Here is a 14,192-nt window from a genome sequence, read left to right on the forward strand (position 1 = left end):
GTGCGGCCGTTGCCGCTGCCCACCTGGTTACCCAGCAGGCCGCCGACCACGGTGCCGGCAATCGCGCCGATGTAGCCGCCGTCGCCACTCACGTTGACGATGTTCACCGCCTCGATGGTCGCGCAATTGGTGCAGTAGCGGGTCACGCGGCGCTCGACCACGGCCGGGGCGGCGGCTGCCAGCAGCGGCTTGCCGAGCGTGGCGCTGACGACGCGGTCGCCCTGGCGCAGGCTGGCATTGACCTGGCTGTCAGGGCGGATAGCATCACCATTGCGCACGGTGTAGGTGCCGCGGTACAGGCCCGGCTGCACTTCGGGCAGGAAGAACTCGCCGCGCGCACCGGCGATCGACATGCGGACCCGGCCGCCCGGCGTACCGTTGACGGTGAACACCAGGTCGCTGCCCGGACCGAGGTCGTTGGCATTGGACTCGACATCGAAGCGCTCGATGTGCGGCCCGCCAGCCACCGCCGTGCCACGGTCGCCGCGCGGCAGGCGCACCAGCGACTCGCTGAGGATGCTGGACGCCACATTGTTCCCGACGCGCAGGTTGGCGCGCACCGAGCTGGACGGCGTGATCTTGTCGCGCGTGCCGATCGTGTACACGCCCTCATAGCGGCCCGGTTCGGTCTCGACCATGGTCAGGTTGCGATTGGCACCGGAGATATGGATGGTGGCAGTCCCGCCTGGCGTGCCGAACAGCGTGAACGGCAGCTCGACACCGGGATCGAGGCGGCGCACTTCATCGACATTGAAGCCTTGGATGGCCGGATTGACGTCGCGGTATTCGCGGTACTGCTGGGCCTGGGCCGGGGAAGAGATCAGGCTCATCGGCAGGAGCGGCAGCAGGGCCGCCAGGCCGGTCGCCATCGCGCGTGTTCGGTTCATGCTCGCCTCCTTGTGCGTGGATGCAGAATGGAAGGCAGAGTACGCCTGCTGGGCTGGCCGGTCTGTGCGCGGGCGTACTTACCGCACCAGGTGCACCGCTTCCTCGGTGGCAACGTAGATGCGGTCGCCCTCCTCCGGCGTCACCGCGTGCCCGCCCGTGAAGGCGCCGAACGAAGGCAGCACCATGCGCGTGGCGCCGGCCACGAAGCACGGCAGCCGCACCGAGTCGAGCCGCGTGGCCAGCCGATAGACCGGATGTACGTGCCCCGCCAGTACGTAGCCATCGGCAGCGATGTCGGGGTGGTGGGTGAGCGCGAACGGGCCGAGCGCATGCGGCTCGTCCACCAGCTCGATGCCCAGCACCCCCGCCGGGTCGCCCGCATGCTTGTCATGGTTGCCACGCACCAGCAGCAGCTGCAGCGACGGATTCCGCGCCCGCCACTCCGCCATCGCGCCCACGGTGCGCGCCGCATGCGCGGATTTCGCGTGCAGGAAGTCTCCGAGAAAGACGATGCGCGTGACGGCATGCGTGGCGATCAGCGCATCCAGCGCATCGAGGTTCTGCGCCGTGGTCCCATGCGGCACCGGCACGCCGAGCGCGCGGAACGAGGCCGCCTTGCCGAAGTGGATATCGGCCACGATCAGCGTCGTCTCGCGCGGCCAGTACAGCGCCTTCTGCGGCAGCAGCAAGACCTGCTCGCCCGCCAACTCGATCATCCGTGGACTCATGCGGCAGCCGCCTTTTCCAGTTCACGCAGCATGCGCTGTACACGGTCGTTGAGCTTCTCGGTGGTGACCTTCTCGCGGAACATCTCGACCATCAGCGCAAAGCCGAACGGCGTGGCGCGCCTGGTCTCGTGGAAGGCGATGCGGCGGCCATGCAGCTCGGTGAGGGTGTCGCGCAGCCGCGTGAGCTCCAGCTCCTGCTCCAGCACTTCGCGCTGCGCCTGCGTGAGCAGCAGGTTGGCGGCATCGTGCTTGCGGAAGACCTCGAAGAACAGCGAGGACGAAGCCTGCAGCTGGCGTGCGCTCTTCGGCTGGCCGGGGTAGCCCTGGAAAATCAGGCCCGCGATGCGTGCGACCTCGCGGAAGCGCTGCTGCGAGAGCTGGGTGGCGTTCAGGCTGTCGAGCACGTCCTCCAGCAGCATGGCCGTATCGAACAGCCCGACCTCGGCGCCGGTCGGCGCATCGAACACGCGCGCCCAGTCCACCGGCTCGGACGATAGCAGCTCGAAGCCATAGTCGTTGACCGACACCGAGAAGGTAATCGGCTGCATGCGCCCGACCCGGAACGACAGCAGCGACGCCAGCCCCGTGTGCACCGAGCGTCCCGCGAACGGATACACGAACAGGTGGTAGCCCTCGCGGCTCTTCATCGCCTCGATCACCAGCACCTCGTCGGTGGGCAGGGAGGACCAGCGCTGCTGGATGTCGAGCAGCGGCCGCATGGCCTCCATCTCCGGTCCTTCGAACTGGCCGTGTGACGCGCGCCGCAGCTGTTCCAGCATCGCATGGGCAAGCATCGAGGACATCGGCATCTTCGCACCCATCCAGCGCGACACCGCGCCCTTGGCGCCGGTGGCCCGCTTCACGAACGCCGTCATCTCGTGCAACCGCACGAATTCCAGGATGCGGCCCGCGAACAGGAAGTGGTCGCCCGGTTTGAGCCGCGTGATGAACGATTCCTCCACGCTGCCCAGCCGCCCGCCGCTCATGTACTTCACGCTCACCGACGAATCGGACACGATGGTGCCGATGCCCATGCGGTGGCGCCGGCCGATGGCCGCATCCGGCACGCGGTAGACGCCCTCCTCGTCCGGCAGCACGCGCCGGTACTCCGGATAGGCCACCAGCGACTGCCCGCCGCGCGCGACGAAGTCCAGCGCCCACTGCCACTCCTCGTCCGTGAGATTCCGGTACGACCAGGCGGTGCGCACTTCGGCCAGCAGTTCTTCGGAGCGGAAGCCGCCGCCCAGCGCCACCGTCACCAAGTGCTGCACCAGTACGTCGAACGGCTTGTTCGGCACCGGCCGTCCTTCCACGCGGCGCTCGGCGACCGCCATCTTGGCGCCGGCCGCCTCCAGCAGCTCCATGGTGTTAGTCGGGACCAGCGTCACGCGCGACACGCGCCCGGGCGCATGCCCGCTGCGGCCCGCGCGCTGCAGCAGGCGGGCGATGCCCTTGGCGCTGCCGATCTGCAGCACGCGTTCCACGGGCAGGAAGTCCACGCCCAGGTCCAGGCTCGCCGTGCAGACCACCGCCTTGAGCTGCCCGTTCTTGAGCCCCAGCTCCACCCACTCGCGCACCTCGCGGTCCAGTGAGCCATGGTGCAGCGCGACCAGTCCCGCCCAATCCGGCTTGGCATCGATGATGTTCTGGTACCAGAGCTCCGACTGCGAGCGCGTGTTGGTGAAGACCAGCGTGGCCGCGTGCTGCTCGATCTCGCGGATCACCGGCTGCAGCATCTCGATGCCCAGGTGCCCGCCCCACGGGAAGCGCGAGGGGTTGTGCGGAACCAGCGTGTCGACCCGGATCTCCTTCTTCATGTCCCCTTCCACCAGCACGCCGGGCGCGCCGCCCAGCAGCACTTCGCGCGCGCGATCGAGATTGCCCATGGTGGCGGACAAGCCCCAGACCACGAGCTGCCCGTTCCAGCGCCGCAGGCGGGCCAGCGCCAGCTGTACCTGTACCCCGCGCTTGCTGCCCATGAGCTCATGCCACTCGTCGATGATGATGGTGTCCAGGGACGAGAAGTTCTCGATCGCCTTGGGGTGGGACAGCAGCAGGGACAGGCTCTCCGGCGTGGTGATGAGGGTCGCGGGCAGGCTGCGCGACTGACTGGCGCGCTGCGCGGACGACGTGTCGCCGGTGCGCGAGCCGATGCTCCAGGCGGGCGCCAGGTCGCGCGCCGATTCCGCGAGGGCACGCTCGGTGTCCGCCGCCAGTGCGCGCATGGGCGTGATCCACAGCACACGCAGGCCGGAGCCGCGCTTGCCCGCGTTACGCTGCAGGGCCGCGAACCACACCGCGTAGGTCTTGCCTGCGCCCGTATTCGCGTGCAGCAGGCCCGATTCGCCGGCCAGCGCGGCCTTCCACACGGCGCGCTGGAACGGGAACACCTTCCAGCCGCGCGCAGCGAACCAGGCATCGACGGCTTTGGTGATGGCAGACTTGGTCATGCCTTACGCCGCTCCCAGCAGGCCACGCAAGGTGTCGAGCGTATCCGCCTCGTCGACCGGCTTGTCGTCACGGCGCCGCAGGATGCGCGGAAAGCGCACCGCGATCCCGGCCTTGTGGCGGCCCGAGAGCTGGATGCCTTCGAAACCAATCTCGAAAACCATGGTCGGCTTCACGCTGCGCACCGGTCCAAACTTCTCGACCGTCGTGCGGCGGATGGCCGCATCGACCTCGCGGATTTCGGCATCGGTCAGGCCCGAATAGGCCTTCGCGAACGGCACCAGCTTGCGCTCCCCTTCCGCGTGGTCCCACACCGCGAAGGTGTAGTCGGTGTAGAGCGAGGCGCGGCGGCCGGAGCCGGGCTGGGCGTAGATCAGCACCGCGTCCACGCTGTACGGGTCGATCTTCCACTTCCACCAGGTGCCGACGTTGCGCGTGCGGCCGACGCCATACTGCGCGTCCTGCGCCTTGAGCATCATCCCTTCCACACCCCGGTTGCGCGACTCTTCGCGGATGGCCGCCAGCTCGTCCCAGTCGCGCGCCTGCACCAGTGGCGAGAGCTTGAGCGCCGGCTGGTCCGCCTCCGCCACCAGCTGTTCGAGCAGCGCACGGCGCTCGCGCTGCGGCAGCTCGCGCAGGTCCACCCCATCGCGTTCCAGCAGATCGTACGCAACCAGTACCGCGGGCAGCTCCGCCAGCAGGCGGGCCGACAGCGTCTTGCGGCCGATGCGGCGCTGCAGGTCGGCGAATGGCGCGGGCAGGCCTTCGGCGTGGTTCCAGATCAGGATTTCGCCGTCAACCACCGTGCCTTCGGGCAGGTGCAGATGCGCGACTTCGGGGAAGCTTTCGGTGATCAGGTCCTCGCCGCGCGACCACACGCAGGCCGCACCACCGCGCCGCACCACCTGGGCGCGGATGCCGTCGTACTTCCATTCGATCTGCCAATCCGCGACCGCGCCAAGGGTCGCAGGGTCGGCCTGCAGCTGGTGCGCGAGAAAGAAGGGATAGGGCTGGCCACCGCGCAGTTTGTGCTCGTCCTCGGTCTGCTCGCTGATCAGCTGCAGGAAGCCCGCCCCGGTGGGGCGCACGGTGCCGTCGGTCCAACCCATCAGGCGCTGGGCGATCACCTTGCTGTCCACCGCGGCGATGGCGGCCAGCGCGCGCGTGACCAGCAGTTTGGAGACGCCCACGCGGAAGGCACCGCCGATCAGCTTCACGAACAAGAAGCGCTCGCGCCAATCGAGTTCGTCCCAGTACGAAAACAAGGCCTCGCGGATGGTGGCCGGGTCGGCGCCGCGCAGGGGTCCGATGCGTTCTTCCATCCAGGTCGCCAGGCCGACGTCGCTGCGCTTCGTGGGCGGGGGCAGGATGTGGGCGATGGTTTCGGCCATGTCGCCAACGGCGGCATACGATTCGTCGAACAGCCACTCGTCCAGGCCCGCGTATTCGATGGCATACTGGCGCAGCAGCTTGGAGGGGACGGCCTGGCGCGGCTTGCCGCCGGAGAGGAAGTAGACGGCCCACGCCGCGTTTGCCGGGGCCGCAGTGCGGAAGTAGTTCTGCAGCGCGTCCAGCTTGCGGTTGGTGGCCGTGGTTTCATCCAGTTCGGCGTAGAGGCGAGCAAATTCACGCATTGCCGCCCTCCTCGCCCGGCGCGCGGACGCGGCGACTATCATCAGCGCGCGCACCGCGCGCCGCACCATCGGTGGCGTCAACGGGCGCGGGGTCCGGCGCGCGTTCGCCGCCGGGCGCTTCCGCGGCATTGGACGCCTCTGCGGCAGCCGCGTTATCAGGATCGTAGTTCTCGGCTTCGTCGTCCCCGAACTCGGTGGTGAAGCTGCGCGCATTGAGGCCTATCTGGCACAGCCAGCGCACCATCGGCCCGGTCGAGCCGTGCGTGACGATCACGTTGGGCGCCTCGCTCGCGCGGATCGCGGTAAGCAGGCCTGGCCAGTCCGCGTGGTCCGACATCACGAACCCGCGGTCCACTCCGCGCCGCCGCCGCGCGCCGCGCAGCTGCATCCAGCCGCTCGCAAAGGCGTCCGAGTAGTCGCCAAAGCGCCGCATCCAGGTGGACCCTGACGCCGACGGCGGCGCGATCACGATGGCCTTGCGGATGTCCGCCTTGGCCACATCGGTCACCATCTTCGTCTCCGGCAGTGCGATGCCGCCCTCGCGGTACACGCGGTTCAAGGGTTCCGCCGCCCCGTGGCAGATGATCGTGCCGATCGACGGATCGAGCCCCGACAGGATGCGCTGCGCCTTCCCGAACGCATACGCAAACACCACGCTGCAGCGGTCCGCCTCCGCATTCTTGCGCCACCAGGCGTTGATGTCATCGAACACCGATTGCTGCGGCTCCCAGCGGTAGATCGGCAGCCCGAAGGTGGACTCGGTGATGAAGGTATCGCAGCGCACCGGCTCGAACGGCGTGCAGGTCCCATCCGGCTCCACCTTGTAGTCGCCCGAGGCCACCCAGACCTCGCCCTGGTACTCCAGCCGCACCTGCGCCGACCCGAGCACATGCCCGGCCGGATGCAGCGAAATCGTCACGCCGTTATGAACAATCCGCTCGCCGTACTCCAGCCCCTGGATGGTGATCTCGCCCAGCCGTGAGCGCAGGATGTTCACGCCCGGCGCCGCGGTGAGATAGTGCTGGTTGCCCCAGCGCGCATGGTCGCCATGGGCGTGCGTGATCACGGCCCGGTCCACGGGCCGCCACGGGTCTATGTAGAACTGGCCGGGCACGCAGTACATGCCTTCCCGGCGCACGACAACGAGATCTCCGCGTTCGCTCATGCGCTCCTTTCGAAAATGCGCCCGCCTACGCCGGGGTCACGAAATCCGCGAGGAAGGTCTTGGTTTCCTCGCCATCGTCGCCGGCAAACGCAATGGTCACCTGGTCCCCGGCGACCGACACCACGGTGCCCGCAGCGTGCTTGGGCACCCTCACCCGCGCGCCCGGTTCGAAGGCCGGAGCGGCCGGCGCCTCGCCCTCGGCATCGCGCGGGCCGAATTCGTCATCCTGCAGCACCACGTCCGACAGGTCGATCTGCTGGGACGGCGGGTTGAGGCAGTTATCGCACTTGCAGCACTTCTCGAAGCCCGGCTCTTCGTCGCCAAAGTAATCGAGCAGCACCTTCCAGCGGCAGAAGCCCGAGACGGCGTACGACACCATCGATTCCAGCGCCTCCTTGTCGCGCTCCGCCTTCTGCTCGTACAAGTGCGCAAGCTGCTCGAACACCATGGCTTTCGGCTCCGTGCTGGTGGCCGCGTATTCGAGCTTGCGGTTCTGCTTGAGCAGCTTGGCGTCCTTGAGCAGCTTGAGGGCGACCTTGAGCTGGCTCGCACTGCTGCCGCCATCGTCCAGCTGGTCGAACTTGGCCGGTGCGCCCAAGCCCTTCACCTGTTCGTAGGCGGCCCGGATTTCGTCGGCGGCCGGATAGTGCTTCACGAGGAAGAACTGCTGCACGCGCTTGTCGTCCTGCAGGTAGAGCAGCACGCAGGAGGCCTCGCCGCCATCGCGTCCCGCGCGGCCGGACTCCTGATAATAGGCTTCCAGGTTCGCCGGAATCTGCAGGTGGATGACGAAGCGCGTGTCCGGCTTGTCGATGCCCATGCCGAAGGCGTTGGTGGCCACCATCACGCGGCGCGCGCCGGACATGAACATGTCTTGGTTCTCCTTGCGCTGCGCCGCGGGCAGCTTGCCGTGATAGAGCGTGACGCTCTCCCCGGCCTCCTCCAGCAGCGCATGCAGCTCCTCGGCCGCCTTCACGGTGGCCGCATACACGATGCCCACGCCCTCGGTCTCGCGCACGAGCCGCATGGCCTGCTCCAGTTTTTCGTCGGCGTTGGTCACCTGGACAACGCTGTAGCGCAGGTTGGCGCGGTAGATGCCGGTGTTGATGACCTTCATGCGCGGACGCCCGAGCTGGCGGCGGATGTCGTCGACCACGTCCTCGGTGGCGGTGGCGGTCAGCGCCAGCACCGGCGGGCGGCCCAGCGCTTCCAGCGCCGCGGCCATCTCGATGTAGGCGGGGCGGAAGTCATGGCCCCACTGCGAGATGCAGTGCGCCTCGTCGACCACCACCAGAGCCAGTTCCACATCCTTCAGCACCTCGATGAATTCCGCGGTGGTCAGCCGCTCCGGGGTGCAGAACACGATCTCCACCTGGGCCTGCGCGATGGCCGCCAGCGCGCTGCGCTCCTCTTCCGCCGACAGGGTGCTGTTCACGGTGGCCGCGCGGATGCCCAACTGCTCCAGCTTCTCGTGCTGGTCCTTCATCAGGGAGATCAGCGGCGAAACCACGACGGTCATGCCCGGCAGGATGCGCGCCGGAATCTGGTAGCACAGCGACTTGCCGCTGCCGGTGGGCATGATGGCCAGCGTGTCGTGCCCATCGAGCACGCTGTCGATGACCTGGCGCTGGCCGTCACGCAGGCGTTCGACATTGAACACCGTGGACAGCAGCTTGGCGATCAGGTTACGGCGCGCGGCACGCGCACCGTTATGGAGGAGTTTGGGGTCATGGGTCGTCATGCGACCAATGTAAGGCTGGGCTCAGCGTTTCACCATAGGACGCCACCTACATCTGCCGTAGGAAGCTCACTTAGGCGAACTCAATGGAAAGATTCCTACACGGTGGCGGAATCTCCGCCGATGTTGGCGAACAGGCGGGCGGCCTAAGATGGAGCCATACACGAAGAAAAAGCCCAAGGAGAATTCATCATGTTCCGACTGCCTGTCATCCTCAGCGCCGTGCATCTCGGCATCGTCAGCGCCGCCACCTGGCTGGTGGTCGCTTCGGACCTGCTGGACGCGGCCCCGCTGCTGTTCATCCGGTGAGGTTCATCGGCTAACCTCGCTGAGACTGATTATCCATGCCCCAGCGGCCCATGACCCACGTTATGCCGTGGCCGAAGCGCTGATGCACTGTGCCGCCGCGTTGACGACCGCCGCAATGCGCCCCACATCGCGCAGCTGCGACGTGCTCATGCCCTCTTTCTTCAGCAGATCGAAGTGCGACTTCACGCAGAAGTGGCACTTGCCCACGATGGACGCGGCCAGCGCGTACATCTCGAAGCGCCGCTTATCCACGCCGCCATTGGTGGTGTAGGCATTCATCCGCAGCTGGGCCGGCGAGCCCTTCAGGTCGGCATCGTCCGCCATCTCCACGTACGGATACCAGACATTGTTCATGCCCATCAGCGCGGCCGCGGTGAGCGCCGCGTTCTGCTCTTCCGGTGCCAGCACGTTGGCGTTGACGATGGCCTGGATGATCGGGCGCGACTTGGCCGCGAAGGCCGCCGCCAGCGCCACGCCGACCGCGTCGTTGCCCGTCAGGCTGGAGCGCGCAATGGTGCCGTCGATGTTCAGGCGGATATCCTTGGCGTAGTCGGGAATCAAATCCTTAATCGATTGCAAGAATTCCATAGTATTTTCCTAGTCGGTCAGAGGTAAAAAAACCCGCCGGAGCGGGTTCCTTCGGTGCTGCCAGCTTACAGAGTGGCGCCGCCCACAGCGCGGTTGCACGGGCACAGCTCGTCGGTTTGGAGGCCGTCCAGGATACGCAGGATCTCTTCCGGATTCCGACCCACGTTCAGGTTGTTCACCGACACGTGCTGGATGGTGTTGTCCGGGTCGACGATGAAGGTCGCGCGCAGGGCAACGCCGGCTTCGCGGTCACGCACGCCCAGCATGTCGACCAGCTTACCCTGGGTGTCGCCGAACGAGTAGTGGTTCAGGGACTTCAGGTCCGGGTGTTCACGGCGCCATGCCAGCTTGACGAATTCGTTGTCGGTCGAGCCGCCCAGCAGGACCGCGTCGCGCTCTTCGAACTGCTTGGCCAGCTTGCCGAACTCGACGATCTCGGTCGGGCACACGAAGGTGAAGTCCTTCGGGTAGAAGTAGATGACTTTCCACTTGCCCGGGAACGAGGATTCGGTGATGGTTTCAAAGGCCGACTGGCCGTTTTCTTCGTGCTGGTTGAAGCCCGGCTTGGCGGCCTGGACGCTGAAGGATTCGAGTTTTTCGCCTACGGTTTTCATTGGCTTTTTCCTTGACGGTTGAAGAAAGATGGTATGTCAGGCAGTATAACGCTATCGATATAAGATTTGAAATAGTTTTTGCCTAAGTCAGCGATAGCTTAGCTTGCGGGATTGCGACACGGCAGAGTCAGGCTGAAGGCCGAGCCCTCGCCCAGTTTGCTCTCGACCGCCAGTTGGCCGCCGTGCGCGCGGGCCAGCTGGTCCGAGATGTACAGGCCGAGACCGAGACCGCCGGAGACCTTGTTGCCCTTGCCGCGTTCGAACGGCTCGAAGATCCGCTTTTGATCTTCTGGAGCAATGCCCTGCCCTTGGTCACGGACCGTGACGCGCACCGTATCGTCGGCCGATTCGATACGCACGTCAACCGGTTTCCCGTCTCCGTAGCGCAGCGCATTGGTCAGCAGATTCACGATCACCTGTTCGATGCGGAACTCGTCCCACCAGCCGGTCACCGCATGCGGCGCCGGGTGGAAGCTGACCGAGGTGCCGGCGGTCGACACGCGCCGCGCGAGATCCCCGATCACCCGCTCGACCAGCCCGTTGATCTCCACCTGCACCGGGCGGATCGACAGCACGCCGCTGCGCATGCGCGACACATCGAGCATGTCGTCGATCAGCCGGATCATGGCCTGGATCTGGCGCTCGTCGCGCGCGATCATCAGCTCCATCGGCTCCTTGGCGAAGGCCGCCATGTTGCCGCGCTTGAGCTGCAAGGTGCGCATCTGCGTTTCCAGGAACAGCGTGTTGAGCGGCGTGCGCAGCTCGTGCGCGACCATGGACATGAATTCGTCGCGCATCTTCAGCGAACGCTCCAGCTCATCCTTGGTGGAGTGCAGCTCATGCAGCAGCGCGTCCTGCTCGCGGCGCGCCTGCTCCAGCGCCTCGACCTGGCGCCGCACTTCCTGGCGTTGCTGGTACAGGGCCTCGAACACGTTCACCTTGGACTTCACCGCGTCCGCATCGAGCGGCTTTTGCAGGAAGTCGACCGCGCCTGTCTCGTAGCCCTTGAAGGCGTAATTCAGCTCGCGCCCCGCCGCGCTCACGAACACGATCGGGATATGGCGCGTGCGCTCGGTGCCGCGCATCAGCTCCGCGAGCTCGAAGCCGTCCATGCCCGGCATCTGCACGTCCAGGATGGCCAGCGCGAACTCGTGCTGGAGCAGCAGGGCCAGGGCCTGCTCGCCCGACTGCGCCTGGTACACCTCGCGATTGTCGGCCCGGATCAGGGCATTGAGCGCCTGCAGGTTCTCGGCCAGATCGTCCACGATCAGCAGCTTGGTTTTGCCGTCCGGTTCCATCTATCTCGTCTCCAGCATCATCAACAGCTCGCGGATGCCCGCAAGCGGCAGCACATAGTCCGGCGCCCGCACGCCGATCGCGTGGGCCGGCATGGTCGGCACCGGCGCCTCGGCCGGGTCCTGCACCACGGTCAGCCCGCCCGCCCGGCCGATCGCGGCCAGGCCGTCGGCGCCATCGTGGTTGGCGCCGGTCAGCAGCACACCCGCCACCGCGGGCCCGAAGGCATCGGCGGCGGACTCCATCAGCACATCGATGGCCGGGCGCGCGAAGTGCACCGGCGCGTCCAGGCTCAGCGAAAAGCAGCGGTCACGCTCCACCGACAAATGGTAGCCCGCGCCCGCGAAATACACGGCGCCCGGTGCCACGGGCTCCTTGTCCTGGGCCTCGCGCACTGTATAGGCCGCACGGTTCTGGAACAGCTCCGCCAGGCGGCTGTCGCGGTTGGGCGGGATGTGCAGCACCACCATCACGGGCAGCGGGAGGTCCGCGGGCAGGCCGGGGAGCAGTTGCAGCAGCGCGTCCACGCCACCGGCCGAACCGCCGATCACGATGGCCTCGATGCCGCGCGCGGCCAGCTCTTCCCGCGTGACCGTCGTCTTCATGCCAGCTTCCGGTACAGCCGCTCGCGCTTGACCAGCGGCTCGAAGCGCGTGGCATACGAAGAGAAGTCAATACTCTCCTTGCTGCCCAGGCCCAGGAAGCCGCGGTGGCACAGCGATTCGTGGAACAGGCCGAGCACCCGCTCCTGCAGGCTGCGGTTAAAGTAGATCAGCACATTGCGGCAGCTGATCAGGTGCGTCTCGGAGAACACGCTGTCAGTGGCCAGGCTGTGGTCCGCGAAGGTCACGTTTTCCACCAGCGCGCGGTCGAAGCGCGCCCCGTTGTAGGCGGCCGTGTAGTAGTCCGAGAAGGCCGCGGTGCCGCCGGCCTTCTGGTAGTTCTCGGTGTACAGGCGCATGGCATCGAGCGGGAATACGCCCTTGCGCGCCTTGTCCAGCGACTGCGGGTTGATGTCGGTGGCGTAGATGATGGTCCGCTCCAGCAGCCCTTCTTCCTTCAGCAGGATGGCCAGCGAATACACTTCCTCGCCGGTGCTGCAGCCGGCCACCCACACCTTCAGCGACGGGTAGGTCTTCAGGAAGGGCACCACGTGTTCGCGCAGCGCGGCGTAGTAGCTCGGGTCGCGGAACATCTCGGTGACGGGGATGGTCAGGTACTGCAGCAGCTCGCTGAAGGCGGTGGCCTCGTGCATGATGCGCGCCTGCAGCGCCGACACCGAGGCGCAGCCCATCTGCTTCATCGCGTACAGCACGCGGCGCTTCTGCGACGCGCCGGTGTAGTCGCGGAAGTCGTAGCTGTACTTGAGGTAGATGGATTCCATCAGCATCCTCAATTCGATATCCAGGTCGCTCGGGGCGCGCGTCGTTCGCTTCACGTCCTTCTCTTGGGTCACAGGCGGTCCATCGTCGGCATCCACACCCGCAGCAGCGAATACAGGCGCGCCAGGTCGATCGGCTTGGCCAGGTAGTCATTGGCCCCGGCGGCCAGGCACTGCTCCTGGTCGTCCTTCATCGCCTTGGCCGTGATGGCGATGATCGGCAGGCGCCCGAAGCGCTGGTCGGCGCGGATGCGGCGGGTGGCTTCCAGGCCGTCCATCCCGGGCATCATCACATCCATCAGCACCAGGTCGATGTCGGGGGCGCTGTCGAGCTTCTCCAGCGCCTCGAAACCGTTGCGGCCGACTTCCACCTTCACGCCCTTCTGCTCCAGCGCCGAGGTCAGCGCGAACACGTTGCGCACGTCGTCGTCCACCAGCAGGATGGTACGCCCTTCGAACACGCGGTCGCGCGAGCGTACGGTGCGCAGCATGGTCTGGCGCTCGCTGGAGAGCTCGGACTCCACCTTGTGCAGGAACAGCGTGACCTCGTCCAGCAGGCGCTCGGGCGAGCGCGCGCCCTTGATGATGATGGAGCGCGAGTAGCGCATCAGGTCCGCCTCTTCCTCGCGGGTGAGATTGCGGCCCGTGTAGACGATCACCGGCGGGAACGAGCAGATGTCTTCCAGCGACATCCGCTGCAGCAGCTCGTTGCCCTGCATGTCCGGCAGCTTGAGGTCGATGATCATGCAGTCGAAGATGGTGGTCTTCAGCAGGTCCAGCGCTTCCCCGCCCGATTCCACGGCGCGGATCTCGATGTCGTCGTCCTCGATCAGGTGCACCACGCTTTCGCGCTGGCGCGGGTCGTCCTCGACCAGCAGGATGCGCTTGATCTTTTGCGTGAACTTGTCTTCCAGCTTGCGGAACACCTGCTCCAGCTCCTCTCGCGAGGTCGGCTTGCGGGCGTAGCCGACGGCGCCCATGTGCAGGGCGGTGCCGCGGTCTTCGCTGGCGGAGACGATGTGCACCGGGATGTGGCGGGTGGACGCGTTGTCCTTCAGCTGCTCCAGCACGGAGAGGCCGGAGCGGTCGGGCAGGCGCACGTCCAGCAGCACGGCGTCCGGCACGTATTTGGTGGCGAGCGAGAGACCGTCCTGCGCGACCAGGGCGACGATGCAGCGGTAGCCCATGTCATGGGCCAGGTCGTAGAGGATGTGCGCGAACTCGGGTTCGTCCTCGACCACCAGCACGGTGCGGCGGCCATCGGCCGGGGTGTCGCGGTCGTCCGGGAACGGCGGCGGCAACGGATCCAGGGCATCCCCGCCTGAGGCAGCCGCCGGCGCCAGGTCCGGCCCACGGGCCAGGCCGCGTGCCCCGGGTGCAGCTCCCGTGCTGCCACTGCGGGC

General features: G+C 66.8%; 11 protein-coding genes and 1 pseudogene. All 12 read right to left on the bottom strand.

Annotated features, from left to right (window positions below; translation table 11 throughout):
* Positions 1–887, bottom strand: a pseudogene (locus E4L96_RS17455) (hypothetical protein); the annotation flags it as partial.
* Positions 888–965: 78 nt separating this feature from the next.
* Entirely contained in the window at positions 966–1,616 is a 651-nt protein-coding gene (gene pdeM / locus E4L96_RS17460) for a ligase-associated DNA damage response endonuclease PdeM (RefSeq protein WP_135208491.1), read from the bottom strand.
* Positions 1,613–4,066, bottom strand: coding sequence for a ligase-associated DNA damage response DEXH box helicase (locus E4L96_RS17465; RefSeq protein WP_135208492.1), 2,454 nt, complete (start codon positions 4,064–4,066; stop codon positions 1,613–1,615). The genes pdeM and E4L96_RS17465 overlap by 4 nt, the downstream gene beginning before the upstream one ends.
* 3 nt (positions 4,067–4,069) lie before the next feature.
* Positions 4,070–5,698: an ATP-dependent DNA ligase gene (locus E4L96_RS17470; protein WP_135208493.1), complete on the bottom strand. Its 1,629-nt coding sequence runs from the start codon at positions 5,696–5,698 to the stop codon at positions 4,070–4,072.
* A complete protein-coding gene (locus E4L96_RS17475; RefSeq protein WP_135208494.1) occupies positions 5,691–6,863 on the bottom strand; it encodes a ligase-associated DNA damage response exonuclease in 1,173 nt (390 codons plus the stop codon). Before E4L96_RS17475 ends, E4L96_RS17470 begins: the two co-directional genes overlap by 8 nt.
* A gap of 25 nt (positions 6,864–6,888) precedes the next feature.
* Entirely contained in the window at positions 6,889–8,604 is a 1,716-nt protein-coding gene (locus E4L96_RS17480) for a RecQ family ATP-dependent DNA helicase (RefSeq protein ID WP_135208495.1), read from the bottom strand.
* Positions 8,605–8,970: 366 nt separating this feature from the next.
* Positions 8,971–9,498 (bottom strand): carboxymuconolactone decarboxylase family protein, encoded by a 528-nt coding sequence (locus E4L96_RS17485; RefSeq protein WP_135208496.1) that lies wholly within the window; start codon positions 9,496–9,498, stop codon positions 8,971–8,973.
* Positions 9,499–9,563: 65 nt separating this feature from the next.
* The gene (locus tag E4L96_RS17490) at positions 9,564–10,112 is read right to left on the bottom strand and encodes a peroxiredoxin (protein ID WP_135208497.1); all 549 of its coding nucleotides are present in this window, start codon (positions 10,110–10,112) and stop codon (positions 9,564–9,566) included.
* 98 nt (positions 10,113–10,210) lie between these two features.
* Positions 10,211–11,410 carry a hybrid sensor histidine kinase/response regulator gene (locus tag E4L96_RS17495; RefSeq protein ID WP_135208498.1) on the bottom strand — a complete coding sequence of 400 codons (1,200 nt, stop codon included), beginning with the start codon at positions 11,408–11,410 and terminating at the stop codon, positions 10,211–10,213.
* Complete coding sequence (locus tag E4L96_RS17500; protein ID WP_135208499.1) at positions 11,411–12,013, bottom strand: chemotaxis protein CheB; 603 nt, start codon at positions 12,011–12,013, stop codon at positions 11,411–11,413.
* Entirely contained in the window at positions 12,010–12,798 is a 789-nt protein-coding gene (locus tag E4L96_RS17505; protein ID WP_135208501.1) for a CheR family methyltransferase, read from the bottom strand. The genes E4L96_RS17500 and E4L96_RS17505 overlap by 4 nt, the downstream gene beginning before the upstream one ends.
* Before the next feature lie 62 nt (positions 12,799–12,860).
* The coding region (locus E4L96_RS17510) for a response regulator (protein ID WP_135208500.1) at positions 12,861–14,192 on the bottom strand (1,332 nt) is incomplete at its 5' end.

It is taken from the genome of Zemynaea arenosa, from assembly GCF_004614185.1.
GTDB classification, from domain to species: Bacteria; Pseudomonadota; Gammaproteobacteria; order Burkholderiales; family Burkholderiaceae_D; genus Telluria; species Telluria arenosa.